We start from the raw sequence: 25,815 nt of genomic DNA on the forward strand, positions 1-25,815 counted from the left end.
GCTCTGTTGCACGGGCGTCCAATCCGCACACGAATAGGCCGCGCGGTGCACCCAGTAATCGCTGCGACCCGCCTGGGTATTGGATTCGCACGCTTTTTGCTCGAACGCTGAGATGCCGATCCGGTAAACTATCTCGATATAAATCACCCGCCTTGCGCCCAGACCCCATGAGCATGGTTGATCTCGACCCTCCCCGCTTCCAGCCGCCTCGGCCCGTCGCCGGCGACGATGGATCGCGTCGCACCGTGCTGTACGGCGAGTACACCGTCTTCAGCGTGTTCCAGCCCGTGTTTTCCGTGTCGCACCGGCGCGCGATCGGCTATCACGCGTCCCTGCGCGCCCGCGACGACGCGCATCGTCACATTCCGTCTCACGAGGTGTTCACACAAGCGGCGCGTCGCGGCGATCTGCTGGAACTCGGCCGGCTCGCGGAATCGCTGCATCTGGGCAACTTCAGCGCCTTCGATAGCCACGACGAATGGCTTTTCCTGAGCCTGCATCCCGCTGCGCTGATGGACACGAGCTACGGCGATGCCCTGCTCGCATCGCTGAAGGATGTCGGCCTGCCGCCGCAGCGCGTCGTGCTCGAAGTTCCCGAGCAGGCGGGCGGCGAGACGACGCGATTTGCCGAAATCGTCGATTCGCTGCGCAAGTCGGGCTTTCTGATCGCGCTGGACGGCTTCGGCGTGAAGCATTCGAATATCGATCGCGTGTGGCATCTGCGGCCCGATATCGTGACGCTCGACCGCTGCATCCTGCAGCAGGCGACCGAGCATTCGCATATCGAGCGCGTGCTGCCGCGTCTCGTGTCGCTGCTCCATGAATCCGGCCAGCTCGTGTTGATGGGCGGCCTCGCGACCGAGCGCGACGCGTTGATCGCGCTCGAATGCAACGTGGACTTCGTGCAGGGCGCGTATTTCGCGCAACCGAGCGTCGATGCGGTGCACAGCGAAGTCGCGGCGGGTGTCATGGATGCGCTGTCGGCGGCGTCGCGCGAACGCGTCGCAGCGCGCGAGCGGGCGCAGGTTGCGCGTCTCGGACCTTACGTGAGCGGGCTCGAGCGCGCGTCCGTCAAACTCACGGAAGGCGAATCGCTTATCACCGCGACGAGCGAGTTGCTGCAACTCGCCGACACCGCGCGCTGCTTCCTGCTCGATCAGGCCGGACGTCAGATCGGCGACAACGTCGTGCCGGTCGTGCGCACGTCGCAGCGCGCGAAGCGCTTCAGCCCGCTGCTGCATTCGGAGGGCGCCAGCTGGGAACGCCGGCCGTATTTCATCGAGGCGCTGCGCGCGCCGGGGCGTGTGCATCTGACGGCGCCGTATCTCTCCATCAACGATGCACATCTTTGCGTGACGGCGTCGATCGCCGCGCAGACGCCTTACGGACTGCAGGTGCTGTGCGTGGACATCAACTGGGAAGGCGCGAAGCAGCGATAGGTCTACGCGCCGTTTCCGGAATCGGGGCGAAGCAGATCGAAGCCGGCGAGTACGAGCACGCCGGAGAGCACGATGAGCGCGGCGGAATGGCGGCCGAAATACAGCAGCGCGGCCGCCGACCAGGCCGCGAGGCACAGGCCTGCGAAGCGTTTCATGATGGCGATGCGATTCGGAACATTGTGACAAGCCGCCATTTTAGGCTCGTGTCCCCACCCGCGCAGCGACGGCACGGCTGAATGCGCCTCGGCGTTCGTCCGCACGCGCTTTGGGTGCCAATGAAAAAGCCCTCTTGCGAGGGCTTTATTTGTCTTGCGGCCTTCAAAATTCATTGAAGAGCGCCGCAACCGGATCCATGCGTGATTACGCACCGAAATTCTTGGCGGCGAAATCCCAGTTCACGATGTTCCAGTAAGCCTCGATGAACTTCGGACGGGCATTGCGATAGTCGATGTAGTAAGCATGCTCCCACACGTCGATGGTCACGAGCGGCTTCGCGTCGGTCGTGAGCGGCGTGGCGGCGTTGCTCGTCGACACGATATCCACCGTGCCGTCGGTCTTCTTCACGAGCCAGGTCCAGCCCGAGCCGAACGTGCCGGTCGCGACCTTCGCGAATTCTTCCTTGAACTTGTCGTAGGAACCGTACTTTGCGTTGATCGCATCGGCCAGCGCGCCGGTCGGCGCACCGCCGCCCTTCGGCGACAGGCTGTTCCAAAAGAACGTGTGATTCCACACCTGCGCCGAGTTGTTGAAGATGCCGCCCGACGACTTCTTCACGATTTCTTCCAGCGGCAGGTTCTCGAATTCGGTGCCGGGGATCAGCTTGTTCAGGTTCGTCACATAGGTCTGGTGGTGCTTGCCATAGTGATACTCGAGCGTTTCTTCCGACATGTGCGGAGCGAGCGCGTTCTTGTCGAACGGCAGCGGCGGGAGCGTATGTTCCATGATGCGAGCTTCCTTTCTATGTGGATTGTGGGAATGTGAGGATGAGGCAGTGGAGCAATGGATTGTAGGCGAGTTGGGATAACCCAGCAAACCGTGTGCCCTTTATGAGCAAGATTGCTTTCTATATGCCTCAGGCGGCGTAAAAAGTGCTCTGACGAGCCTCTCCAGGCACGTCAAATGTACGCCGATTTTGCGTCTCGCGTCGTGCTCAGAATTCGTCCGACAGACGCGGCTGAACGTCGGCGAGCAAGACGTCCGCGGACCCTTGCGCGAGATGCACCGTGAGCGGCCGCCTCGGTTTCAACGCGTTGGGCGCACGCACGGCGCGCCCGGATTGAGCATCGATCAATGCGGCATAGCCGCGTTCCAGTGTGCGCTGCGGACTGAGCACCTGCAAGCGCGCCGCCAGTTCCGAGACGCACGCTTTCTCCCGCTCCGCGCGTCGCTGATGTGCGCCGCCGATCCGCTGCGCAAGTCGCAGCAGATGCTCGCGTTCAGTCGATACGTCCGGACGCTTGCGCTGCCAGCGGTAATGCACCAGCGCGAAATGCGCGCGCGCGTCGCGCACGGGTCGCGCGCCTGCCGCTGCGAGACGGCTCGCCAGTTGCCGCAGATGCGCCCGCTGCCGCGCGAGCCGCTCCGCGGGACTGACGAGCCTGCGCGCGAGCCAGTCGAGTTGCTGCGCGCGCCGCTCCATCGTCCGGCCGAAGCTGCGCGCGAGCGCCGCATGGCGATGATCCAGCTCGCGCAACAACAGCACGCGCTGCGGGCTGACGAGTTCGGCGGCCGCGGTCGGCGTCGGGGCGCGCACATCGGCGGCGAAATCGGCGATGGTGAAATCCGTTTCATGGCCGACGCCGCTCACCACCGGCAATTCGCTCGCCGCGATCGCGCGGGCGAGTACTTCTTCGTTGAACGCCCACAGATCCTCGATCGAGCCGCCGCCGCGACACACAATCAGCACATCGACTTCGCGACGCGCGTTCGCGGCCTCGACCATCGCCGCGAGCTTCACGCCGACGCCCGCGCCTTGCACCGGCGCGGGATAGACGACGATCGGCACATGCGGCGCTCGACGCGCGAGCGTCGTGAGCACGTCGCGCAAGGCGGCTGCCTGCAACGACGTCACGATGCCGATACCACGCGGATGCGCGGGCAGCGCCCGCTTGCGTTCGGCCGCAAAGAGTCCCTCGCTTTCGAGTTGCGCCTTCAGCCGCAGGAACGCCTCATAAAGCCGGCCCTGCCCCGTGCGCCGCACCGCTTCCACGTTGAGTTGCAGCTCGCCGCGCGGCTCGTACATCGTGACGAGCGCGCGCACCTCGATCTTGTCACCCTCGCGCGGCATGAATTCGGCGTATTGCGCGCGGCTGCGGAACATCACGCAGCGCATCTGCGCGTTCGCGTCCTTGATCGAAAAGTACCAGTGGCCGCTTGCCGCACGCGTGAAGTTCGACACCTCGCCCGACACCCAGACGAGCGGAAACGACCGTTCGAGCATCGAGCTGATCGCGCGATTGAGCACGGAAACGGGGATGACGGCATCGCCGCTTTGCGACGACAGGGAATCGGGAGTCATGTCTGGATGAGAAAAATGCCTTGGGCCGCAGCTGCTGTGTCCGTTGGACAAACGGCGCCAGTCGAGGTACGCAAGTGTAACAAGTGTCCACACAGAAATACTTACCGCCAGCCGCGCCGCGGTGTCGCCGAAAGCCCGTCACTGCATACCAAGTATCTGTTTTTATAGCGATTTGTTTTCGTGAACACTCTCATTCCCGGAGCAACTCTTTCCTTACGCGGTTTCGCGCTCGCCGCGTCGCAAGTTCTTCACAGACTTATCCACAGGCGCCTGGAGCGAGCCGAGCCGAATTCTCATACGTGCGCGCGACTGGCGCCCACGGCTCACGCGCGCTAGAGTGCCGGGTTCCAGCACCGGCTGGCGCGGCCGGGTCTCATTCGTCCCGAGCCGCGACTCGCCGGGCATCGTCCAACGCCGACCGTATTCGAGGAGCTGCCGTTGCACGCCATGCCGTACCCGACCTGCCGCCCGCCAGCGTTTCGCGCGAAGGCGGTCCATGTCTGATTTCAAGCCGCCGATCGAGAACTTCCTCGCCCGCGAATGGCGCCGCCGCGGTCCGGTCGCCTGGGCGCTGACGCCCTTCGCCTGCATCTTCGGTGCGATCGCAGCCGCGCGGCGCGCCTGCTACGAACTCGGCTGGATAAAGCGCGTCGATGTCGGCGTGCCGGTGGTCGTCGTGGGCAACGTGACCGTCGGCGGAACGGGCAAGACGCCGACTGTCATCGCGCTCGTCGAGGCATTGCGCGCCGCAGGGTTTCAGCCGGGCGTGGTCTCGCGCGGCTATGGCGCGAAGGTCGCGAAGCCCACGGGCGTCACGCCGGCCTCCGCCGCCGCCCAGGTCGGCGACGAGCCGCTCCTGATCGCGCGACGCACGCACGCGCCGGTGTTCGTCTGCCCCGATCGCGTCGCCGCTGCGCGAGCGCTGCTAGAGGCGCATCCGAACGTCGATGTCCTCGTCTCCGACGACGGCCTGCAGCACTACCGCCTCGCTCGCGCGTTCGAGCTCGTCGTGTTCGATGCGCGTCTCGGCGGCAACGGCTTTCTGCTGCCCGCGGGTCCGCTGCGCGAACCGATGTCGCGCCGCCGGGACGCCACGCTCATCAACAGCCCGTACGAACGCACGCTGCCGCCGTGGCCGGACACGTTCGCGCTCGAACTCGAATCCGGCGACGCGTGGCTGCTCGACGATCCGCATCAGCGCCGCCCGCTCCATCAATTCGCGGGCGAGAAAGTGGTCGCCGCGGCGGGCATCGGTTCGCCGGAGCGATTCTTCGCGACGTTGCGCGCGGCGGGCATCGCGCCCGCGACGCGCGCGTTCCCCGATCACTATTCGTATCGCGAGAATCCGTTCGCGGGCGTCGAAGCCGATGCGATCCTGATCACCGAAAAGGATGCAGTAAAATTTGGGGCCTGGCGCGACGCACGCATCTGGGTCGTTCCGGTGCAAGCCGTGCTGAGACCGCGCCTCATCGCTCTTGTTGTGGAGAAACTCCGTGGACGCACGTCTGCTTGAAATCCTCGTTTGCCCGATCTGCAAAGGCCCGCTCAGTTACGATCGCGCGGCGCAGGAACTCGTCTGCAGCGCCGACAAGCTCGCCTATCCGATCCGCGACGGCATTCCCGTGATGCTCGTCGACGAAGCGCGCCAGACTGTCGAGGGCACGCCCGTCGAGCCGATCAAGCCGAACGGCGACGCCTGAGTGCGCTGACATGTCCGTTCCGTTCATCGCGGTCATTCCGGCGCGTCTTGCTTCCACCCGCCTGCCGAACAAACCGCTCGCCGATATCGGCGGCAAGCCGATGGTCGTGCGCGTCGCCGAGCGCGCGCGCGAATCCGGCGCGAGCCAGGTGCTCGTCGCCACCGATTCCGATCGCGTGGTCGAAGCCGTGCGCGATCACGGTATCGAAGTGATGATGACGCGCTCGGATCATCCCACCGGCACGGACCGTCTCGCCGAAGTGGCGACGCGTCTCGGCTGGGACGATGACGCGATCGTCGTCAACGTGCAGGGCGACGAGCCGCTCATCGATCCGCAACTCGTGCGCGATGTCGCCGCGCACCTGTCGGCGCATCCCGAGTGTGCGATCGCGACGGCCGCGCATCCGATCCACGATCCCGCAGACGTATTCAATCCGAACGTGGTGAAGGTCGTGCTCGATGCGAAGAGCGTCGCGCTCTACTTCTCGCGCGCGCCGATTCCGTGGACGCGCGATGTCTGGCAGCCGCACTGGCCGGATGTCGCCGCGCTGGCAAAGCTGCCTTCCGTGCCGGAGAACGTGCTGCGCCACATCGGGCTTTACGCGTATCGCGCGAAATTTCTCCGCGACTTCCCGACGCTTGCGCAAGCGCCGATCGAAGCCGCCGAAGCGCTCGAGCAACTGCGCGCGCTGTGGCACGGCGAGCGCATCGCGGTGCGCGTGACGCAAGACGCGCCGCCGCCCGGCGTCGATACACCGGCCGATCTCGAGCGCGTACAGGCGCTCTTCTCCAGAGCCGACTGAGCGCCGCCGCACAACCCGTGTAAACCCCGCCGACGCCCAATTGGCGGGGTTTGTGGCGTTTTCTATCCGCGTTATTACGGTCGCGATCGTAAAGAGCCGTGGCATAATCAAGCGATTGCGCGAGCCTTCCGGTCAGCGCCACGCTCAACGTTGCGCCGCTGTCCGCAGGTGCCCGCCGTCTCCCTTTCGGGCGCGCGCCCTGTCGTCGACGCCGCACGAGCCAAGCACCGGATGTCAAATCAGCCTCGCGGCTTGAAGCGGTTTATAGACGATTCGGAGAGATCACCATGCGTTTGATCCTGTTGGGCGCACCCGGTGCGGGCAAGGGCACCCAGGCAAACTTCATCAAGGAGAAATTTGGCATTCCGCAGATTTCGACCGGCGACATGCTGCGCGCAGCCGTCAAGGCAGGCTCGCCGCTCGGCGTCGAGGCGAAGCGCTACATGGACGCGGGCGAACTGGTGCCGGATTCGCTCATCATCAATCTCGTGAAGGAACGCCTGCAGGCGGACGACTGCAAGAACGGCTATCTGTTCGACGGCTTCCCGCGCACGCTGCCGCAAGCCGAAGCCATGAAGGATGCCGGCGTGGCGATCGACTACGTCCTCGAGATCGATGTTCCCTTCGACGAGATCATCACCCGCATGAGCGGCCGCCGCGTGCATGCGGCATCGGGACGCACGTATCACGTCAAGTTCAATCCGCCGAAAGTCGACATGACCGACGACGTCACCGGCGAGCCACTGATCCAGCGCGACGACGACAAGGAAGAAACCGTGAAGAAGCGTCTCGAGGTGTACGTCGCGCAGACCAAGCCGCTGATCGCGTACTACAACGACTGGGCGAAGACCGGCGAAGCGCCGAACGGCCTGAAGGCGCCGGCGTATCGCAAGATCTCGGGTCTCGGCACCGTCGATGAAATCCGCACGCGTGTGTTCGAGGCGCTAAAGTAAAGCGCGCGAGGCATCACGCCAGGAAAAACCCGCTCTCGACGAGCGGGTTTTTTTACGCCCTCGCGTATGAATTCGCATGACCATCGTGCGAATTTGCAGCGTGCGGCTTCGCTACAATCGACGCGTTTCCCACGAGGACGACATCGGCGCGAGCGGCCTGTACCCCGGCCCTCGCACGCACGAATCACATAAAGGAGAAGAATCATGGAGATGCAAGGCAATGTCTTTCTGATTACCGGCGGCGCGTCGGGACTCGGCGCGGCAACGGCGCGGGTCATCGCGGCGCAAGGCGGCAAGGTCGTGCTCGCCGACATGAACGAAGCGGCGGGCAAAGCGCTCGCTAAAGAGCTGTCCGGCGCGTTCGTCAAATGCGACGTGAGCCAGGAAAGCGATGGTCAGCGCGCCGTCGATACCGCGTCGAGCCTCGGCACGTTGCGCGGCCTCGTGAACTGCGCGGGCATCGCGCCGGCGGCGAAGACGGTCGGTCGCGACGGTCCGCATGCGCTCGACCTGTTCTCGAAAGTCGTTGCAGTCAACCTCATCGGCACCTTCAACATGATCCGGCTCGCGGCCGCCGTGATGTCGAAGAACGAAACCAACGATACGGGCGAGCGCGGCGTGATCGTGAACACGGCGTCGGTCGCGGCATATGACGGGCAGATCGGCCAGGCGGCCTATGCGGCGTCCAAGAGCGGCGTGGCAGGCATGACGCTGCCGATCGCGCGTGATCTGAGCAAGAGCGGCATCCGCGTGATGACGATCGCGCCGGGGCTGTTCGAAACGCCGATGCTGCTCGGCATGCCGAAGGAAGTGCAGGACGCGCTCGGGGCGATGGTGCCGTTCCCGCCGCGTCTCGGAAAGCCGGACGAATACGCCATGCTCGTCAAGCAGATCTTCGATAACCCGATGCTCAATGGCGAAGTGATCCGTCTCGACGGCGCGATCCGCATGCAGCCGAAATGACGCTTCGGATGTGAAAACGGCGGGCTTCTTTCGAAGTCCGCCGTCCGCGTTCAGTCGCCGTTGTGCTGCGTGCGCTGCCGCAGCTCATGCAGCTCGGTTTCGACGACCGTCGCGTCCTCGGCATCCGGGCGCATCTCGATGTAACGCTGCAAATCTTCGAGCGCCGGCCGCAGATAATCCAGACGCGCATACGCGAAGCCACGATCGCGTACTTCCTCGATGCTGTTCGGCAATGCGATCACGAGCCGCTGCTGAACCGCGAGCAGACGCTGCCAGCGTTCCGTCTGCAAGTAGACGCCCTTCAGATTCCGCAGCATGCGCGCGACGATCTCGCGCCGCGTCGCGGGTTGCAACAGCACGCGCAGCGCGCTGCCGATCGATTCGCCCACGCGCTGCACATACGGCTCCAGCATCTCGACCATCTGCGCTTCGGAAAGCGTCTGACCGGTCGTCGGATCGAGCATCAGATCGTGGCCCGGCGTGGCGACGCGCAGCAGGAAATGCCCCGGAAACGACACGCCGCGCACCGGCAATCCGAGTTGCTCGGCCATTTCCAGATAGACCACCGCGAGCGAAATCGGAATGCCGCGACGCCGGCGCAGCACCACGTTCAGATGGCTGTTGTCGGGATCGTAGTAATCGTTGAGATTGCTGGAAAAACCCAGTTCGCGAAAGAAGTATCGATTGAGCGCATCGACTTTCTGCTTGACGCTTGCGTCCTCGGGCATGCGGCGGCGGGCGCGCACGACCAGTTCGTCGATCTCCGCGAGCGCGGCCTGCATGTCGAGATCGGGATACGCGTCCTGCGCGAGCGACAAAGCCGCTTCCGTGAGCGGAAGGCTGTCGTCATCTGCCATCAGCGAAGAGAAGTAGTCGAGGATACGCGTTGTCGTCATCAAAGCGTGCGTCTCTTGAAATAGGCGTACTTGAAGCCCATCGCGGACAGAATACCGAAATATAGCGCGGCGAACACGACGAGACTCGCGCCGAGCAGCGCGATGCGCAGGAACGGCGTCGCGCGCATGCCGATCCAGTCGAAATTGATCGTCACCCAATGCATCGCGCCCGCAAGAATCAGGCACGCGCCAATCAGTTGCACGAAAAAGCGCAGCCAGCCCGGCGACGGCTGGTAGATCTTGCGGCGGCGCAGGCCCGCGAACAACAGGAGCGCGTTGGCGAGCGCGCCGAGGCCGATCGAGAGCGTCAGACCCGCATGCGAAAAAATCGGCACGAAGATGTAGTTGCTCACCTGCGTCATGATCAGCACGAAGACCGCGATCTTCACCGGCGTCTTGATGTCCTGCTTCGCATAGAAACCCGGCGCGAGAATCTTGATGAGGATGAGCCCGATCAGCCCGATCCCGTACGCCGCCAGCGCGCGGCCGACCATCACGACGGAATGGCTGTCGAACTTGCCATAGTGAAAGAGCGTCGCGGTGAGCGGCTCGGCGAAGAAGAAGAGCGCGATCGCGCTCGGCGCGGCCAGCAGGAACGTGATGCGCAGGCCCCAGTCGAGCAGCGCGGAGTATTCGTCGTTGTCGGCGTCGACGTGCGCTTTCGAGAGGCTCGGCAGCAGGATCGTGCCCAGCGCCGCGCCCAGCAGCGCGGTGGGAAATTCCATCAGGCGGTCGGCGTAGTTGATCCACGACACGGCGCCCGCCCCGATGTTCGACGCGATATTCGTGTTGATGATGAGGCTCAACTGCCCGACCGACACCGCGAACATGGCCGGGACCATCTTCAGCAGCACCCGCTTGACGCCCGGATGCGCGAGCGCGCGCCTGAAGTTCAACCCGACGCGCGGCGTCATGTCGATCTTCTTCAGGCCGGGCAGTTGCACGAGCAATTGCAGAACGCCGCCGACGATCACCGCGTAGGCGAGCGCGTAGACCGGCACCTTCAGATGCGGCGCCACGAACACTGCCGCGAAAATAAACGCGACGTTCAAGAGCACGGGGGCGAACGCGGGTAGCGAAAACTGCTTGTACGTGTTGAGCACGCCGGAGGCGAGCGTCGTCATCGAAATGAGGACGATGTACGGAAACATGATGCGCGTCATCTCGACGGCAAGCGTGTATCCGATGCCTTCGTGCCGGAGCCCGGACGCAACCGCATAGACGACCCAGCTCGCGCCCGCCATGCCGGCCAGCGACAGCACGACGAGAAACCACGTGAGCACGGTCGACATCGCGTCGACGAGCGCCTTGGTCGGATCGTGGCCCTTGCTGTTCTTGAACTCGGCAAGGATCGGGACGAACGCCTGCGCGAACGCACCTTCCGCGGAGAGGCGCCTCAGCAAGTTGGGAATGCGGAACGCGACATAGAACGCGTCGGTATAGAGACTGGCGCCGAAAGCTCGGGCGATCAGCGTTTCGCGGATCAGGCCGGTCACGCGCGACAGCAGCGTGAAGCCGCTGACCGTCAGGAGGGCTCGGAATAGATTCATGGGGCGCTTATTATACGGGCCACGTGCGGCGCGCCCATCAGACTGCGCTTGCTGCTGGCGTCCAATGGCGAAGGATTGACCAATTGCATCAAATCGCCCGGCGGCGGCGCAATCCACGCCGCGCTTGTCACGTCTCATATTACCTTGCTATAATTTCCGGTTTCGAGGCTCCAAAAGTCTATTGGATTGCGTAGCTTCGCGTCTTTTCCGGCTCTGGCCGGCGATGTTTTAGAGGTTCTCGGGCAATCGTTCCCGGGATTTCAGATCAAAAGGCAGCGCGCTCGAGTGCCCGCGTCAGGGCTTTTCAAGGCCTTCGTCGGCCGCGCGCGCCGGACAAGTAACAGCAGAAACAGGACAAGGAAACCGTCATGGCAAATTCCGCTCAAGCTCGCAAGCGCGCCCGTCAGGCCGCCAAAGCAAACTCGCACAACTCGGCGCTGCGCTCGAAGTTCCGCACGGCCATCAAGGCAGTTCGCAAGGCTATCGATGCCGGTGATCAGGCCAAGGCCGCCGAAGTGTTCAAGTCGTCGGTCAAGACGATGGACATCATCGCGGACAAGAAGATCGTCCACAAGAACAAGGCCGCTCGCCACAAGAGCCGCCTGGCTGCAGCCATCAAGGGCCTGCAGGCCCCCGCTGCCCAGTAATTCCGGCTCGCTTCTGGCGGGCGCTCTCCGGTCATCATGCGTTTTCGTTGACGGAGCGTTCGCCGAAGCAGCTTCCTGTTTCCGCTGCGCAGTAACGAAAAAGCCCGCTTCGGCGGGCTTTTTTGCGTCTGCTCATTCTTCGATGTTTCAGGGCTGTTGCTGCTGGGTCTGCGTGCCGTGATGCGGCGGCAGCTCGCACGCCTCGGTCACGAGCAGGTCATTGTCCTTTGCGAAGTTCAGCACGAAGTCGAAGGCCATCGGCTCGATGTCGCGCAGGCGCGAATCGACGATCACGACCTTGATGTCGCCGATCATCGTCGGACGCACGTAGATGGAATATTGCAGACGGGCGTTGGGCCCTTTCGCCTTGGGGCCGAATCCCGACATCACACCGCACAGGCGCTCGGACCAGTCGCTCGGCCGAAACTTCCTCCCGTTCTTGGTGATGCCCTGTATGAAGTATTCGGTAGGAGATGTTTCAGCCATGTAGAAATACCTTTTGACGGCCGGTGACGCGCACCGGGACGCACATGCCTGACGCAGGGAACCGCAATGGCAGGCGCAGGAAGCACGCCGGGCGGTTTCGCGCGAGTCGATTCCGTTGGAACCGTCCGCGCCCGCGGCAGGAATGGCGGACTCGACAGCACTGGGCCATCCACCGCGAAATCGAAACGCGCAAGGTTACGCCGACCGGATTCTTGGAACCCTTCGCCGCAGATGCGCGTGAAACGGTGCTGAATGTTGCAGAACTGTTGAAACGAGCGAGCGCAATTATACAGCAGCGACCTCTTTTCCGCAGCGCACACAGACATCGGGCGCGTCCATTAGGGGCACTACGAAGTCACGGGTACGGCTTGCGCGCTCGCCATCGTCCTTTTGGCCAGCCTCGTCAAACATCGCAAAATCCTTTATGCTCAAATGCGATACCACTCACGACGGCGGCGCCGTCCGGCCCTGACGCCTGTTAGCGAAGCGGCCGGTTCGAAGCCGCCGCTTGCGTTTCATGACCGCCAAGAAAATTCGCCACTATCTTCAGTTCAAGGATTTTTCGCTCGACGACTACGAGTACGTGCTCGAACGCGCGCGCATCCTGAAGCGCAAGTTCAAGAACTACGAGACCTATCATCCCCTGCACGACCGCACGCTCGCGATGATCTTCGAGAAGAGTTCGACGCGCACGCGTCTCTCCTTCGAAGCGGGCATTTTCCAGCTCGGCGGCCACGCTGTCTTCATGAACACGCGCGACACGCAACTCGGCCGCGGCGAGCCGATCGAGGATTCGGCGCAGGTCATCTCGCGCATGGTCGACATCATCATGATCCGCACGTTCGGCCAGGACATCATCCAGCGCTTCGCCGAAAGCTCGCGGGTGCCGGTCATCAACGGGCTGACGAACGAATATCACCCGTGTCAGGTGCTCGCTGACATCTTCACGTTTTACGAGCATCGCGGTCCGATTCACGGCAAGACTGTCGCGTGGGTCGGCGACGCGAACAACATGCTCTACACATGGATTGAGGCCGCGCACATCCTCGGCTTCAAGTTGCGCCTCGCGACGCCACTGGGCTACAAGCTCGATCCCGCGCTCGTCTCCGAGGAAAGCAAGCCGTTCTACGAAGAGTTCGACGATCCGAACGAAGCGTGTGCGGGCGCCGATCTCGTCACGACGGACGTCTGGACGAGCATGGGCTTCGAAGCCGAGAACGACGCGCGCATGAAGGCGTTCGCCGACTATTGCGTCGATGCGGAAATGATGGCGCGAGCCAATCCCGACGCGCTCTTCATGCACTGCCTGCCCGCGCATCGCGGCGAGGAAGTGAGCGCGGAAGTGATCGACGGCCCGCAGAGCGTGGTCTGGGACGAGGCGGAGAACCGTCTTCACGTCCAGAAGGCGCTGATGGAGTATCTCCTGCTCGGCAAGCTCAATCACTGAGCGGATACCGGGCGAAATTGGCGCCATCGATGATGAGCCGCGACTCCCAAAATCACGGAAGCGCGGCGTTTTTGCTGTAAAAAAGAGCGTTTTTTCCGCTCACTTCGATCACACGCAGGAAAAGGTCAACGGCTGGGTGCGCTCGAAGCTCTACAAGCGCAGCGTGTCGGTCGGTCTTGTCGAACAGCGTTTCCCTTCGAATCGCGCGCGACGCCGACGCCGGCGGCTTCATCAAGCTGAACACCCTGCACATGCGCATCGCGGAAAACGCGCACGCCACAAGCGCAGCGCGTAATTCGCCGGTCGCTGAATGTGAAAAAACCGCCGCACTTTCGTCCGGCGGTTTTGTCTGCGCATCGGGAATCAAAGGCAGACCGGTTCCATCTCCAGATCGACGCCGAAGCGCGCGAGCACATCGCGCTTGATGGCTTCGGCGAGTTCCAGCACTTGCGCGCCCGTCGCGCCGCCGCGATTCACGAGAACGAGCGCCTGACGGTCATGCACCGCAGCCCCGCCGATGCCGCGCCCTTTCCAGCCGCATTGGTCGATCAGCCAGCCCGCCGCGAGTTTCACTTGTCCGTCCGCCTGGCTGTATGAAACGACGCCGGGTTCGCGCTGTTTCAGCGTCTCGAATGCCGTCGCGCTCACGACGGGATTCTTAAAGAAGCTACCCGCATTGCCGAGCACGGTCCAATCGGGCAGCTTGGCGCGGCGCACGGCGACGACCGCATCGAAAATAGCCTGTGCATCCGGTTTCGCCGCGGCTTCGAGCGCGCGAGCGACATCGGCATAGTCGGCGCGCGGCGTCCACGCTTTCGGCAACCTGAATACCACCGACGTGATCATGAAGCGCCCGCGCCCTGCCCGCTTGAAGAAGCTGTCGCGATAACCGAAGGCGCACGCGGCGCGATCGAAGTCCGCACGTTCGCCGGTCGCGAGTTCGACCGCGCTGAGCCGCTCGAAGCGCTCGCCCATTTCGAGCCCGTAAGCGCCGATGTTCTGAATCGGCGCCGCGCCGACCGTGCCCGGAATCAACGCGAGGTTTTCGAGGCCCGGCATGCCGTGTGCCAGCGTCCAGGCGACGAACCCATGCCAGTTCTCGCCCGCGCCGGCTTCGACGAGCCACGCATCGTCGTCTTCGCCGATCAAGCGTTTCCCGGTGATGCCGACGATCAGCGCGACGCCGTCGAAATCGCCCGTCAGCACGATATTGCTGCCGCCGCCGAGCACGAGTTGCGGCATGTTCGCGATGCGAGGATCGGTGGCGAGCGCGACGGCCGCGTCGACGGAATCGATGTGCATCGCATGACGCGCGCGCGCATCGAAGCCGAACGTGTTGTGGGCGAGCAGAGAGAAATCGGAGAGAAGCTGGAGCGACATGAGCGAGGCGCGTCGGTAGAATGACGACAGGTCCGTGATTATAGCGATTGCGCGAGCCGCGCTTCCGCAGCGCGCTCGCCTCAATGAAGGAGAAAGACAGATGCCATCGTTTGACGTCGTCAGCGAAGCAAACATGATCGAAGTAAAGAACGCGATCGAGCAGTCGAACAAGGAAATCTCGACGCGCTTCGACTTTAAAGGCTCGGATTCACGCGTCGAGCAAAAGGAGCGCGAACTCACGCTCTACGCCGACGACGATTTCAAGCTCGGCCAGGTGAAGGACGTTCTGCTGAACAAGCTCGCCAAGCGCGGCGTCGACGTGCGTTTTCTCGACTACGGCAAGCAGGAGAAGATCGGCGGCGACAAGCTGAAGCAAGTCGTCACGGTAAAGAAAGGCGTGTCGGGCGATCTGGCGAAAAAAATCGTCAAGATCGTGAAGGACAGCAAGATCAAGGTTCAGGCGAGCATTCAGGGCGATGCCGTGCGCGTGCAAGGCACGAAGCGCGACGACCTGCAAAGCGCCATCGCGCTGCTGAAGAAGGAAGTCACGGACACGCCGCTCGACTTCAACAACTTCCGCGACTGATTCGTTGCCGCTTCAGAAGTGAAAAAGCCGTTCCGGTTCGCGCCGGAACGGCTTTTTTGCTTTATTCGGGCGCTTGCGCCGCTTCCTTCTTTTCGCCGATGCGGCTTTCCTTCCCCGCCAGCAACTTCGAGATATTGGCGCGATGCCGCCAGATGAGCAGCAGGCTCATTGCGAGGACGGCGAGCGAGATGCGGCTCGGTCCGAACAGGAATACCTGAAAGAACGGCGCGAACACGGCCGCGACGAGCGCCGCCAGCGACGAATAGCGGAAGAAGAACGCGATGATCAGCCAGGTGAGCAGCGTCGCGATACCGAGCGCCGGATGGATCGCGAGCAGCACGCCGGCCGCCGTCGCGACGCCCTTGCCGCCCTGAAATCGGAAGAAAACCGGGTACAGATGCCCGAGGAAGACCGCAATGGCCGCGAGCGCCGTGGCCGTGTTGATGCCGGCGCTGTCCCAGCCGAAGCTCGCGCCGAAGTTCGCGACGATCCACACGGGCAGCCAGCCCTTGAACGCGTCGCCGATCAACGTGAGGATCGCGGCCTTCTTGTTGCCGGTGCGCAGCACATTGGTCGCGCCGGGATTGCCCGAGCCGTACGAGCGAGGATCGGCCAGTCCCATCGCGTGACTCACGACGACGGCGAATGAAATCGAGCCGATCAAATAGGACACGACGGCGACGATCAGAAAAATCATGGTGTCTTTTCAGTTGTGGCGAGAGCGGAACGCATTCTAATCGACGCTCGCGCACTGCACGGGCTTTGCGTCGAGCAATTCAGTCAGAACGGACGGCTTCAGGCTCACGAGATAGCCGCGCCGCCCGCCGTTCAGGTAGATCCGGTCGAGCTCCAGAATGCTCGATTCGACGTACACCGGCATCGCTTTCTTCGTGCCGAACGGCGACGTGCCGCCCACGAGAAAACCCGAATGCCGATTCGCCACTTCCGGCTTGCACGGCTCGATGCGCTTCGCGCCCGTTTGCCGCGCGAGGTTCTTCGTGGACACGGTGCGGTCGCCGTGCATGAGGACGATGAGCGGCTTCGCGTGCTCGTCCTCCATCACGAGCGTCTTGACGACGCGATGCTCGTCCACGCCCAGTTGCCGCGCGGATTCCTCCGTGCCGCCGTGCTCGACGTAATCGTAGGGATGCTCGCCGAACTCGACCTTGTGACGGCGCAGAAATTGGGTCGCAGGCGTTTCGGACACATGTTTGGCTTTCGACATGGACGCATTGTAGCGGCGTGTTTCCCGCCTCACCATTGGCCATTCGGCCGAGTGTTTAGCGGCGTGCCACCGTGGCACGATCGTTCGACAATGAAGCGATTTATCCGCGCGGATGATGCTCGCGATGCAGCTTCTGCAAACGCTCGCGCGCGACGTGCGTGTAGATCTGCGTCGTCGAGATGTCCGAGTGGCCGAGCAGCAATTGCACGACGCGCAAATCCGCGCCGTGATTGAGCAGATGCGTCGCGAACGCGTGACGCAGCGTGTGCGGCGAGAGCGGCGCATGCACACCGCCCTTCAACGCATGGCGCTTGATGATGTTCCAGAACTGCTGACGCGTCATGCCTTCGCCGCGCGCGGTCACGAAAAGCGCATCGGCGGAACGCGCGCCGAGCAGCGCCGCACGCGCTTCGCGCAGATAGCGTTCGAGCCAGGCGTGCGCCGTCTCGCCGAACGGGATCAGGCGCTCCTTCGAGCCTTTGCCCATCACGCGCACGACACCTTCGTTCAAGCCGACCTCGACCGTTTTCAGCGTCACGAGCTCGGTCACGCGCAGACCGCTCGCGTACATCAGCTCGAGCATCGTGCGATCGCGCAGGCCGAGCGGAGTCTCGACGTCGGGCGCGCCGAGCAGCGCTTCGACTTGCGCCTCGTTGAGCGTCGAAGGAAAGCGCGGAGGCTGCTTGGCCGAACGGAGCTTCAGCGTTGGATCGGAGGACACGCGGTGCTCGCGCAGCGCCCACGCGTAGTAGCGTCGAAAGACGGACAGGCGCCGGTTCGCGGACGTCGCCTTGTCGCCGCGGCGCGCGGCCATGTAGCCGTTCATGTCGGCTTCGGTGACGGCATCGATCGATGCGCCGCGCGTCGTGCCGAGCCATTCGGCGAACAGCTTGAGATCGCGCCGGTACGCTTCGAGCGAGTTTTTCGCGAGCCCGTGTTCGAGCCAGAGCGCATCGCAAAAGAGATCGATCGCGCCCTGACTCGCGGTCAGTTCCGGTTTTTGTATTGCCTCGGTCGTTGCGCTCGTCATGCGATCCGTACACCTTCATGCGCCAGCAGCCAGCGCTTCACGTTGCGATAAAAACCGTCGCCGGGATGATGCGCGAAGCCGCCGATCCCGCCCGATGCCACTACCCGGTGGCACGGTATCACGATCGGCAGGGGATTGGAGCCGCACGCCTGCCCTACCGCGCGAGGCACGCTGCCGATCTCGCGCGCGAGCTGGCCGTAGGTCCAGACATGCCCGGCCGGGATGGCGCCGATGCCCTGCCATACACGCTGCTGAAACACGGTGCCGCGGATCGCGAGCGGCAGGTCGAAATGCATCGACGGCGTGTCGAAGTAGCGGCGGATCTGCGCGGCGGCTTCCTGGGCGAGCGGCGTTCGCGGCTCGATGATGTCGACATCGCCGGGCAGATACACGATCTCGCGCACCGACTGCGCATCGGCGCGAATGCCCACTTTGCCGAACGGCGCGTCGATCACGGCATCGAACGAAATGCTCGTCATGATTGCTCCAGTGCCCACCGAACGTGTTCGCGGACGAGTTCGGACGGATCGTCCTCACGCGCCTCCAATGCGTCGACGATTGCCTGGCGTTCGCCCGCATCCAGCCCGGACGCGCGCAACGCATTGCCCATCGCGACCGCGATGTTGCGCAGCCAGCGCTCATGCCCGATGCGCCGGATCGCGCTGCCCTGCATGCGCGTGTCGAAATCCGCGGCGCTCCATGCAAACAGTTCGACGAGCGTCGCGCGATCGAGCCCGTGCCGGACGTCGAAATCCGCGACGGGCGCGGCCTGCGCAAACTTGTTCCACGGACACACGAGCTGGCAGTCGTCGCAGCCATAGACGCGATTGCCGATCAGCGGACGCATGTCTTCGGGGATGCTGCCGTGCAGTTCGATCGTCAGATACGAGATGCAGCGCCGCGCATCCACGCGATACGGCGCGACGATCGCGCCCGTCGGACATGCGCCGATGCAGCGCGTGCACTGCCCGCAATGCGCGCCCTCGCGCTCGGGATGCGGATCGACGGGCAACGGGACATCGACGAAGATCTCGCCGAGAAAGAAGAGCGAGCCGGCATCGCGATCGAGCAGCAGCGTATGCTTGCCGCGCCAGCCGTTGCCCGCCTTCTGCGCGAGCGCGACTTCCAGCACCGGCGCGGAATCCGTGAACGCACGATGCCCGAACGGCCCGATTTCCTTCTCGATGCGCTCGGCCAGTTGCTGAAGGCGATTGCGCATGACCTTGTGATAGTCGCGGCCGCGCGCATAGATGGAGACCATCGCTTGCGATGGCTTCGCGAGCCTCGACCATTCGATCGCGCGCCAGTCGTTCTTCTGACCATCGGCTGTCGCGACACTTTCATCGCCGGTTTTCGCGAGCGTTTGCGCCGGCAGATAGGCCATGCGCACGGTGATGACGCGTCGCGTTCCGGCCACAAGCTCGGCCGGTCTTGCGCGTTTCATCCCATGTATGGCCATATAATTCATTTCGCCGTGATAGCCTGCTTCGAGCCAATCAGTGAGGCCTTTCTCGGCATCCGCCAGGTCGATATCGCTGATGCCGACCGCACCGAACCCCAGCTCGCGCCCCCACACCTTGATGCGTTGCGCGAGTTCCGCCAGCGCGTTTTCATCGATATCGAAAACGCGAGGCTCTGAAACAGATTCAGCGGCAGCGTCGCAGGACGCGGTCGTGACTTCAACGGAATGTTCCGGCAATCGGTTCATCACGACATTTTACGAGCAATGCCCGAAAGCCCCGCACGAACGACGCAAGACCTTCCTCCCGCGCTTCTCGAACGCCGCTTCGACCTGCGCGACGAAGCCGCGACGCTCGCTTTCGGAGAACGCTTCGCGCACGCCATCGACACCACGCGCCTCTTTGCATCGCGGACTTCGTCTGAACGATTCCACGGTCTGCAGGTCCAGTTGATCGGGGACCTGGGCGCGGGCAAGACCACGCTCGTGCGCGCCACACTGCGCGCGCTCGGCCACGCCGGCCGCGTGAAGAGCCCGACCTATACGCTCGTCGAACCGTACTCGCTCGTCATCGAAAGCGGCCCGCTCGACGTTTATCACTTCGATCTCTATCGCTTCGCCGATCCGGCCGAATGGGCCGATGCCGGCTTCCGCGAATATTTCGATGCGGGCGCGCTGTGCCTCGTCGAGTGGCCGCAACAGGCGGGCGGCCTGCTCGGTGTGCCGGACCTCGTGTTCCAGCTATCGCTGCCGGGCGAGCACGGCTCGCCGTGCAATTCGAACGAAGAAGAAGGCCGCGTGCTGACCGCGCGGGCGTTCAGCGAAACAGGAAAGTCATGTCTCGAAAGATGTTGATCAAGCCATTTCATTCGATCGAAGCTGCGGCCCACGCGCCGCACAACTGGCGCCGCCGCCAGGTGCTGCGCGCAGGCGCCTCGACGCTCGCGCTCGCGCTCGTCGGACCGAAGCTCGCGCACGCGAGCAGCGTGCTCGGCGTGCGTGTATGGCCCGCGCGCGATTACACCCGTGTGACGATCGAATCGGACCAGCCGCTCCAGAACGCCAACCAGCTCTTGCAGGGACCGGACCGGCTCGTCGTCGATCTCTCCGGCATCGACCTCGATCAGTCGCTGCGGGATCTCGTCTCGAAGATCACGCCGAACGATCCGCAGATTCAGGCAGTGCGCATCGGGCAGTATCAGCCGCATGTCGTGCGCATGGTGTTCGACCTGAAAGGATCGGTGAAGCCGCAGGTGTTCACCCTGGGTCCCATCGGCAGCTATAAATACCGGCTCGTGTTCGACCTGTATCCTGCCGTCGCGCCCGATCCATTGATGGAACTGCTCGCCCAGACCGAGCGCAAGCAGGAGGCGCTCGACCGCGCGAATCCCAATCCGTCCGCGCCGCCGCCCGCCACGCTCTCCGGCCCGGCCACGCCGCAGAAACCGACGACGCCCGATTCCACCGACGAGTTCTTCCAGAAGTACGCGCAGAACGATGCGCCGGCAGGAACCGCACCGTCCGCGCCGCTCGCGCCGCCCGCGCCGAAGCCCGCCGCCAAGCCGCGCGTTCCGTCGCCGCCGGTCGTAGCCCAGAAGGACGACGACAACGATCAATACACTTTCTCGGCGCCCAAGCAGGGCACCGGCACGACGCGCCTGCTCACGGTCGCGATCGATCCGGGTCACGGCGGCGAGGACCCCGGCGCGATCGGCGGCCAGGGCACGTACGAGAAGCACATTGCGCTCGACATCGCGAAGAAGCTGCGCGCGAAGATCGACGCCCAGCCCAACATGCGCGCGATGATGACCCGCGACGCCGACTTCTTCGTGCCGCTCAACGTGCGCGTGCAGAAGGCGCAGCGCGTCTCTGCCGACCTGTTCGTGTCGATTCACGCGGATGCGTTCACCTCACCGGACGCCCGCGGCTCGTCCGTGTTCGCGTTGTCGGAGCATGGCGCGTCGAGCGCGGCCGCGCGCTGGATGGCGGCCAAGGAGAACTCGTCGGATCAGGTCGGCGGCATCAACGTGAAGTCGCAGGACGCGAGCGTCAACCGCGCGCTCTTCGACATGTCGACGACCGCGCAGATCCGCGACTCGATGCGCTATGGCAGCTTCGTGCTGAATGAGATCGGCGGCATCAACAAGTTGCACAAGGGCTCGGTCGAACAGGCCGGTTTCGCCGTGCTGAAGGCGCCGGACATTCCGTCGATCCTGGTCGAGACCGCGTTCATCAGCAACCCGGACGAGGAAACGCGCCTGAACGACGACGCCTATCGCGACAAGATGGCCAACGCGATCATGAAGGGCATCAAGCGCTACTTCGCGGCGAATCCGCCGCTCGCGAAGAGCCGCATGACGTAAGACGCGTGCCCTGCTCCGTTCAGCGCGCCGGCAAGAGTCGCTGGACGAGCCGGGCGCCGAACACGTTCACCACCAGTCCCGCCATCACGAGCGCCGCGCCGACCACTTGCGCGGCGCTCAGCCCCTCGCCGAGAAACACCGCGGCCGACGCGAGCCCGATCACCGGAACGAGCAGCGAAAACGGCGCAACGCTTCCCGCCGGGTAGCGCGCGAGCAACTTCCCCCACAGGCTGTAACCGACGATCGTCGCGATGAACGCGAGGTAGAGAATCGCGAACACGGAAACGAGCGGGATGGACGCGAGACTCGCCTCGATGCGCGCAGGCCCTTCGAAGATCAGCGAGAGCGCGAGGAACGGCAGCGGCGGAATCAGGCTGCCCCACACGACGAGCGAAAGCAGATCGACCTTGCCCATGCGCTTCGTCGCGACATTGCCGAGCGCCCACATCGCGGAAGCGGCGAGCGTGAAGAGAAAACCGGCGAGAGTCATCGCCTGGCCACCGCGCATGCCGATCAGCGCGAGCCCCGCCGCCGCGATCACGAGTCCGGCGACGTTCGCCGCGCGGATGCGCTCGCCGAGAAACATCGACGCGAAAATGAGCGTGAAAAACGCCTGCGCCTGTAAGACGAGCGACGCGAGTCCCGCCGGCATCCCCACATACATGCCGTAGAAGAGCAGTGCGAATTGCCCGAGGGAAATGGTGAGGCTGTAGGCGAACAGCCAGCGCAGCGGTATTTGCGGGCGTTTTACGAAGACCACCGGCACGGCGGCGAGCGCGAAGCGCAGCGCGCCGAGCAGCATCGGCGGCACACCGTGCAAGCCAAGTTTGATGACGACGAAATTGACGCCCCACGCGACAATGACCACCGATGCGATCAGCAAATCCTTAGGCGACATCACCCTTCCCCCGTCTCATGTGCGTCGTTGGCGAGCCGTAAAGTGTAGCGGAGCGTGTGGCGGCAGGCTTGTCAAAAGCTGCGCGGCGCGACGAAGGACGCAAAAAAGCGCCCGCGCCGGGCAAACGGCGCGAGCGCTTTCCTCGGAGTGTCGGAACGGGTCCTTACTTGCTCTGCCCTGTTTCCGTCCCGGAGTCATTGCCGGTTTCCGCGGCGGGTGTCTTCTTGGTCGACGTATGCGCCGATTGCTTGTGCATCTTGTGCTTCTTATGTGTCGTGGGGGCCGCCGAATTGTCGGTGGCCGCGCCAGCGGTGTCGTTGCCCATCGCCGCCGACGAATTGCCCGACGAAGTTTGCGCGAATGCACCCGTTGCGGCGGTGGCGGTGAAAAGACCCGTGGTAATGGCGATCAACAGTTTGTTCTTGCTCATGGCGAAGCTCCTATCGAGGTTGCGGAAGTTGCGTGAAGCCGCACGCGTACTGAAAAGCGCGGCGACGTAAAAAACGAGAGCCTCGGCGGCACGTCTGCGCCGCGCGGCATCGGCCGGTAGAATCGACTCAGACACGCGCCATTCCGGCGCGCGATCTTCCCATCGGAACCTGCCATGCCTTCGCCGATCCGCGCATTGCTCAAGCCCCACGAACACGACGTCGGCGGCCTCATGGTGCGGCGCGTCCTGCCCGCGCTCGCGGCGCGCACCGTCGGACCCTTCATTTTTTTCGACCACATCGGTCCCGCAACGCTCGTGCCCGGCAAGGGACTCGATGTGCGCCCGCATCCGCATATCGGACTGGCGACGGTAACGTATCTGTTCGACGGCGCGATCATGCATCGCGACAGCGTCGGTTCGGTTCAGAAGATCGTGCCCGGCGACGTGAACTGGATGACCGCGGGCCGCGGCATCGTCCATTCCGAACGCACGCCCGATGAAGAACGCGCCTCCGGCCAGACGATGCACGGCATCCAGACGTGGGTCGCGATGCCGGTGGCGAGCGAGGACATCGAGCCTGCCTTCGAGCATCACGCGGCGTCCGCGCTGCCGCAAATCGAGCGCGACGGCGTCACGCTGCGCGTGATCGCGGGCGCGGCGTTCGGCGCAAAAGCGCCCACTCGCACGTTCTCGCCGACGCTCTATGTCGCCGCGCAGTTCGCGGCCGGCAGCGCGATCACGCTCGACACCGAGCACGAGGAACGCGGCGTCTATCTCGTGAGCGGCGATTTGTCGATCGACGCCGAATCGCTGCCCGAACAGCAGATGGCCGTGCTCACGCCGGGCGCGGATGTGAAGCTGCACAGCAGGAGCGGCGCGGTCGCGATGCTGCTCGGCGGCGCGCCGCTCGACGGCTCGCGCTTCATCGAATGGAACTTCGTGTCCAGCTCGCGCGAGAAGATCGACGCGGCCAAGCTCGCATGGAGCGAGCAGCGCATGGGACACGTGCCCGGCGAGACCGAGTTCATTCCGCTGCCGCCACAGCGCCGGGAAAATCGCGCGCCCGAGGCATGAGGCCTGCGTGCGCGCTTGAGAGTCACGCGGATCGTCCCTAACTGATTGGGATAGACCGCAAGCATTAGGAGAAAACGCATGGATACGACCCTCGCCACCTTCGAGCACGACGTCATCAACGCGTCGATGCTCGCGCCCGTTCTCGTTGATTTCTGGGCGCCCTGGTGCGGCCCGTGCAAGACACTCGGGCCGATGCTGGAGAAACTCGAAGCCGAAGCCGCGGGAAAGTGGAAGCTCGTCAAGGTGAACGTCGACGAAAATCAGGAGCTCGCCGCGCACTTTCAGGTGCGCAGTATTCCGCACGTGGTCGCGTTCGCGGAGGGCCGCCCGGTCGATCAGTTCATCGGCGTTCTGCCGGAAGGCCAGTTGCGTGCATTCCTCGACCGGCTCGTGCCTGAAGGCGCCGACGCCGAGCGTCACGCCGCGCAAACTGCATGGGCCGCGGGCAGGCGCAAGGAAGCGATCGACACGATCAAGGCCGCGCTCGCGCTCGATCCCGGTTACGACGACGCACGCCTCGACCTGATCGAATGGCTGATCGCGGAACGCCGCATCGACGAGGCGAAGGAAGAGGACAAGCTGCTATCGCCGAAGACGACGCAAGGCATCGATGCACGTTACAACGCGCTGAAGACCGAACTCGACGCCACCGATGCAGCAGCGGATCTGCCGCCCGCCGACGCGCTCATCGACGCGGTCAACGCGAACCCCGACGATCTCGAAGCACGCTTCGCGCTCGCCAATCGCCTGATCGCGGGCCGCGATTACGGCGGGGCGCTGGAGCATCTGCTCGCGATCGTCGTGCGCGATCGTGCCTTCATGGACGATGTCGGCCGCAAGACGATGCTTTCGGTGTTCGAGCTCGCCGCGAATCAGCCGGATCTCGTGTCGCAATGGCGGCGCAAGCTGAGCGCGGCGATCAACTGATCGTCGGCTTCAACGAAGAACGGCCAGCTATTAAAGCTGGCCGTTTTTCGTTTCAGGCCGCGCGCTTCGCCAGATCGCGCAGCACATGCGCGGCGGCCGCGAAGCCGAAGCTCGCCGTCACGCAGACGCTCGATCCGAAGCCCGCGCAATTGAGACCGACCGGCCCGGAATAGCCCGCGCCGGTTTCGAGATGCTCGGCGCCTTCGCTGATATCGCACGCGGGCGCTTCCGGATAGATCAGCGGTTCGTCCGAATACACCGCGCTCACCTTGAAACGCGCCTTCGGTCCCCGCGGAAAACCGTGCAGCTTGCGCAACTGGCCGCGTACTTTGGACAACAGCGGGTCCTGAATGGTGAGCGCGAGATCGTCGATGCGAATGCGCGTCGGGTCCAGTTGCCCGCCCGCGCCGCCGACGGTGATGAGCGCCTGCCTGCGCGCCACGCACCACGCGATGAGCGCGGTTTTGGTGCGCACGCTGTCGATCGCATCGACGACATAGTCGAAGCCGCTGCCGAGCGTCGCGTCGAAATTGCCGGGCTCGACGAAGTCCTCGATCTGCCGCACGTCGCAAGCCGGATCGATCAGCTTGATGCGCTCGGCCATAGCCGTGACTTTCGCCTTGCCGTAGTTGCCGTCGAGCGCGTGAATCTGCCGATTCGTGTTGCTTTCGGCGACATTGTCGAGATCGATCAGCGTCAGCTTTCCGACAGCACTGCGCGCGAGCGCCTCGGCGACCCACGAGCCGACGCCGCCGATGCCGATCACCGCGACATGCGCCCTTTCGAACGCGGCGAGCGCGGGCGCGCCGTACAGACGCGCGATGCCGCCGAAGCGTCGGTCGCGGTCGGCGGCGTATGCGGCGGTCGGTGTGAGAGCAGTTTCGGTTGAAGCGTTCATGGCGTGCGTCGATAAGGCCGGGTACGTTGAAAGCAAGCTAAAAGCTCGCAAAATGCGGCGCCCGTTGTGCGGCGTCAATCAAGGCTTACAGGCGGCTGTCGAGTGCGCAAACCTGTGCGCTCGATCATGCAAAATGCGGGCGAA

General features: G+C 64.0%; 29 protein-coding genes. 13 read left to right on the plus strand and 16 right to left on the minus strand.

All coding sequences use genetic code 11. The features are described from left to right. Positions 1-167: 167 nt before the first annotated feature. Positions 168-1,439 carry an EAL domain-containing protein gene (locus NCT32_RS11075; protein WP_250490272.1) on the plus strand — a complete coding sequence of 424 codons (1,272 nt, stop codon included), beginning with the start codon at positions 168-170 and terminating at the stop codon, positions 1,437-1,439. Between the two features lie 2 nt (positions 1,440-1,441). On the opposite strand, the gene NCT32_RS11080 is transcribed toward NCT32_RS11075, so the two are convergent. From NCT32_RS11080 to xseA, 3 genes are all read right to left on the minus strand, one after another. Further along, positions 1,442-1,594: a hypothetical protein gene (locus NCT32_RS11080; protein ID WP_035500807.1), complete on the minus strand. Its 153-nt coding sequence runs from the start codon at positions 1,592-1,594 to the stop codon at positions 1,442-1,444. A 205-nt stretch (positions 1,595-1,799) separates the two neighbouring features. Continuing rightward, complete coding sequence (locus NCT32_RS11085) at positions 1,800-2,381, minus strand: superoxide dismutase (protein WP_250490273.1); 582 nt, start codon at positions 2,379-2,381, stop codon at positions 1,800-1,802. A gap of 208 nt (positions 2,382-2,589) precedes the next feature. Further along, positions 2,590-3,957 carry an exodeoxyribonuclease VII large subunit gene (xseA, locus tag NCT32_RS11090; RefSeq protein WP_250490274.1) on the minus strand — a complete coding sequence of 456 codons (1,368 nt, stop codon included), beginning with the start codon at positions 3,955-3,957 and terminating at the stop codon, positions 2,590-2,592. Positions 3,958-4,453: 496 nt separating this feature from the next. Here xseA and lpxK point away from each other — a divergent pair, with 496 nt between their 5' ends. The 5 genes from lpxK (at position 4,454) to NCT32_RS11115 (ending at position 8,375) form a co-directional block, all read left to right on the plus strand. Further along, positions 4,454-5,470 carry a tetraacyldisaccharide 4'-kinase gene (gene lpxK, locus NCT32_RS11095; RefSeq protein WP_250490275.1) on the plus strand — a complete coding sequence of 339 codons (1,017 nt, stop codon included), beginning with the start codon at positions 4,454-4,456 and terminating at the stop codon, positions 5,468-5,470. After that, positions 5,451-5,657 carry a Trm112 family protein gene (locus NCT32_RS11100; protein ID WP_061119386.1) on the plus strand — a complete coding sequence of 69 codons (207 nt, stop codon included), beginning with the start codon at positions 5,451-5,453 and terminating at the stop codon, positions 5,655-5,657. The genes lpxK and NCT32_RS11100 overlap by 20 nt, the downstream gene beginning before the upstream one ends. A 10-nt stretch (positions 5,658-5,667) precedes the next feature. Further along, positions 5,668-6,459 carry a 3-deoxy-manno-octulosonate cytidylyltransferase gene (gene kdsB / locus NCT32_RS11105; RefSeq protein WP_250490276.1) on the plus strand — a complete coding sequence of 264 codons (792 nt, stop codon included), beginning with the start codon at positions 5,668-5,670 and terminating at the stop codon, positions 6,457-6,459. A 287-nt stretch (positions 6,460-6,746) separates the two neighbouring features. Beyond that, positions 6,747-7,412, plus strand: a complete 666-nt coding sequence (gene adk / locus NCT32_RS11110; RefSeq protein ID WP_250490277.1) for an adenylate kinase — start codon at positions 6,747-6,749, stop codon at positions 7,410-7,412. A 204-nt stretch (positions 7,413-7,616) separates the two neighbouring features. Further along, a complete protein-coding gene (locus NCT32_RS11115; RefSeq protein ID WP_250490278.1) occupies positions 7,617-8,375 on the plus strand; it encodes a 3-hydroxyacyl-CoA dehydrogenase in 759 nt (252 codons plus the stop codon). A 50-nt stretch (positions 8,376-8,425) separates the two neighbouring features. Here NCT32_RS11115 and NCT32_RS11120 read toward each other — a convergent pair whose 3' ends face one another. Both NCT32_RS11120 and murJ read right to left on the minus strand, forming a co-directional pair. Next, complete coding sequence (locus NCT32_RS11120) at positions 8,426-9,271, minus strand: SirB1 family protein (RefSeq protein ID WP_061119390.1); 846 nt, start codon at positions 9,269-9,271, stop codon at positions 8,426-8,428. Beyond that, complete coding sequence (murJ, locus tag NCT32_RS11125) at positions 9,271-10,821, minus strand: murein biosynthesis integral membrane protein MurJ (RefSeq protein WP_061119391.1); 1,551 nt, start codon at positions 10,819-10,821, stop codon at positions 9,271-9,273. Before murJ ends, NCT32_RS11120 begins: the two co-directional genes overlap by 1 nt. A gap of 368 nt (positions 10,822-11,189) precedes the next feature. Here murJ and rpsT point away from each other — a divergent pair, with 368 nt between their 5' ends. Further along, positions 11,190-11,468 (plus strand): 30S ribosomal protein S20, encoded by a 279-nt coding sequence (gene rpsT, locus NCT32_RS11130; protein WP_061119392.1) that lies wholly within the window; start codon positions 11,190-11,192, stop codon positions 11,466-11,468. A gap of 147 nt (positions 11,469-11,615) precedes the next feature. Here rpsT and NCT32_RS11135 read toward each other — a convergent pair whose 3' ends face one another. Beyond that, positions 11,616-11,954: a DUF3579 domain-containing protein gene (locus NCT32_RS11135; protein WP_061119393.1), complete on the minus strand. Its 339-nt coding sequence runs from the start codon at positions 11,952-11,954 to the stop codon at positions 11,616-11,618. Between the two features lie 517 nt (positions 11,955-12,471). Between NCT32_RS11135 and argF the strand changes: the two genes are divergently transcribed. Then, positions 12,472-13,401: an ornithine carbamoyltransferase gene (argF, locus tag NCT32_RS11140; protein ID WP_250490279.1), complete on the plus strand. Its 930-nt coding sequence runs from the start codon at positions 12,472-12,474 to the stop codon at positions 13,399-13,401. Positions 13,402-13,453: 52 nt separating this feature from the next. Here the strand turns inward: argF and NCT32_RS11145 are convergent, their stop codons facing one another. Together NCT32_RS11145 and murB are read right to left on the minus strand one after the other, a co-directional pair. Next, positions 13,454-13,768, minus strand: a complete 315-nt coding sequence (locus NCT32_RS11145) for a hypothetical protein (protein ID WP_250490280.1) — start codon at positions 13,766-13,768, stop codon at positions 13,454-13,456. After that, positions 13,765-14,781 (minus strand): UDP-N-acetylmuramate dehydrogenase, encoded by a 1,017-nt coding sequence (gene murB, locus NCT32_RS11150; RefSeq protein ID WP_250490281.1) that lies wholly within the window; start codon positions 14,779-14,781, stop codon positions 13,765-13,767. Before murB ends, NCT32_RS11145 begins: the two co-directional genes overlap by 4 nt. Positions 14,782-14,881: 100 nt before the next feature. Between murB and NCT32_RS11155 the strand changes: the two genes are divergently transcribed. Then, complete coding sequence (locus NCT32_RS11155; protein WP_061119396.1) at positions 14,882-15,367, plus strand: YajQ family cyclic di-GMP-binding protein; 486 nt, start codon at positions 14,882-14,884, stop codon at positions 15,365-15,367. A 61-nt stretch (positions 15,368-15,428) separates the two neighbouring features. Here the strand turns inward: NCT32_RS11155 and plsY are convergent, their stop codons facing one another. The 5 genes from plsY to queG form a co-directional block, all read right to left on the minus strand. Next, complete coding sequence (gene plsY, locus NCT32_RS11160) at positions 15,429-16,064, minus strand: glycerol-3-phosphate 1-O-acyltransferase PlsY (protein WP_061119397.1); 636 nt, start codon at positions 16,062-16,064, stop codon at positions 15,429-15,431. A gap of 36 nt (positions 16,065-16,100) precedes the next feature. After that, a complete protein-coding gene (gene ybaK, locus NCT32_RS11165) occupies positions 16,101-16,592 on the minus strand; it encodes a Cys-tRNA(Pro) deacylase (protein WP_250490282.1) in 492 nt (163 codons plus the stop codon). A 100-nt stretch (positions 16,593-16,692) separates the two neighbouring features. Beyond that, positions 16,693-17,622 (minus strand): site-specific tyrosine recombinase XerD, encoded by a 930-nt coding sequence (xerD, locus tag NCT32_RS11170; RefSeq protein WP_061119399.1) that lies wholly within the window; start codon positions 17,620-17,622, stop codon positions 16,693-16,695. Further along, a complete protein-coding gene (locus NCT32_RS11175) occupies positions 17,619-18,101 on the minus strand; it encodes a methylated-DNA--[protein]-cysteine S-methyltransferase (protein ID WP_250490283.1) in 483 nt (160 codons plus the stop codon). The genes xerD and NCT32_RS11175 overlap by 4 nt, the downstream gene beginning before the upstream one ends. Beyond that, positions 18,098-19,330 carry a tRNA epoxyqueuosine(34) reductase QueG gene (queG, locus tag NCT32_RS11180; protein WP_250477042.1) on the minus strand — a complete coding sequence of 411 codons (1,233 nt, stop codon included), beginning with the start codon at positions 19,328-19,330 and terminating at the stop codon, positions 18,098-18,100. The genes NCT32_RS11175 and queG overlap by 4 nt, the downstream gene beginning before the upstream one ends. An 18-nt stretch (positions 19,331-19,348) precedes the next feature. On the opposite strand from queG, the gene tsaE reads away from it, so the two are divergent. Both tsaE and NCT32_RS11190 read left to right on the plus strand, forming a co-directional pair. After that, entirely contained in the window at positions 19,349-19,936 is a 588-nt protein-coding gene (gene tsaE / locus NCT32_RS11185; protein WP_061119402.1) for a tRNA (adenosine(37)-N6)-threonylcarbamoyltransferase complex ATPase subunit type 1 TsaE, read from the plus strand. Continuing rightward, positions 19,918-21,444 carry an N-acetylmuramoyl-L-alanine amidase gene (locus tag NCT32_RS11190; protein WP_250490284.1) on the plus strand — a complete coding sequence of 509 codons (1,527 nt, stop codon included), beginning with the start codon at positions 19,918-19,920 and terminating at the stop codon, positions 21,442-21,444. The genes tsaE and NCT32_RS11190 overlap by 19 nt, the downstream gene beginning before the upstream one ends. A gap of 19 nt (positions 21,445-21,463) precedes the next feature. Here NCT32_RS11190 and NCT32_RS11195 read toward each other — a convergent pair whose 3' ends face one another. After that, entirely contained in the window at positions 21,464-22,342 is an 879-nt protein-coding gene (locus NCT32_RS11195) for an EamA family transporter (RefSeq protein WP_061119437.1), read from the minus strand. 163 nt (positions 22,343-22,505) lie between these two features. Next, positions 22,506-22,772 carry a hypothetical protein gene (locus NCT32_RS11200; RefSeq protein WP_250490285.1) on the minus strand — a complete coding sequence of 89 codons (267 nt, stop codon included), beginning with the start codon at positions 22,770-22,772 and terminating at the stop codon, positions 22,506-22,508. Positions 22,773-22,946: 174 nt separating this feature from the next. Here NCT32_RS11200 and NCT32_RS11205 point away from each other — a divergent pair, with 174 nt between their 5' ends. Together NCT32_RS11205 and trxA are read left to right on the plus strand one after the other, a co-directional pair. Then, a complete protein-coding gene (locus NCT32_RS11205) occupies positions 22,947-23,846 on the plus strand; it encodes a pirin family protein (RefSeq protein WP_250490286.1) in 900 nt (299 codons plus the stop codon). Positions 23,847-23,924: 78 nt separating this feature from the next. Beyond that, positions 23,925-24,773: a thioredoxin gene (gene trxA / locus NCT32_RS11210; RefSeq protein WP_250490287.1), complete on the plus strand. Its 849-nt coding sequence runs from the start codon at positions 23,925-23,927 to the stop codon at positions 24,771-24,773. A gap of 52 nt (positions 24,774-24,825) precedes the next feature. Here the strand turns inward: trxA and NCT32_RS11215 are convergent, their stop codons facing one another. Further along, a complete protein-coding gene (locus tag NCT32_RS11215) occupies positions 24,826-25,671 on the minus strand; it encodes a ThiF family adenylyltransferase (RefSeq protein WP_250477047.1) in 846 nt (281 codons plus the stop codon). Positions 25,672-25,815: the final 144 nt, after the last annotated feature.

The sequence above is a fragment of the Caballeronia sp. INML2 genome, assembly GCF_023631365.1.
Classification (GTDB): domain Bacteria; phylum Pseudomonadota; class Gammaproteobacteria; order Burkholderiales; family Burkholderiaceae; genus Caballeronia; species Caballeronia turbans.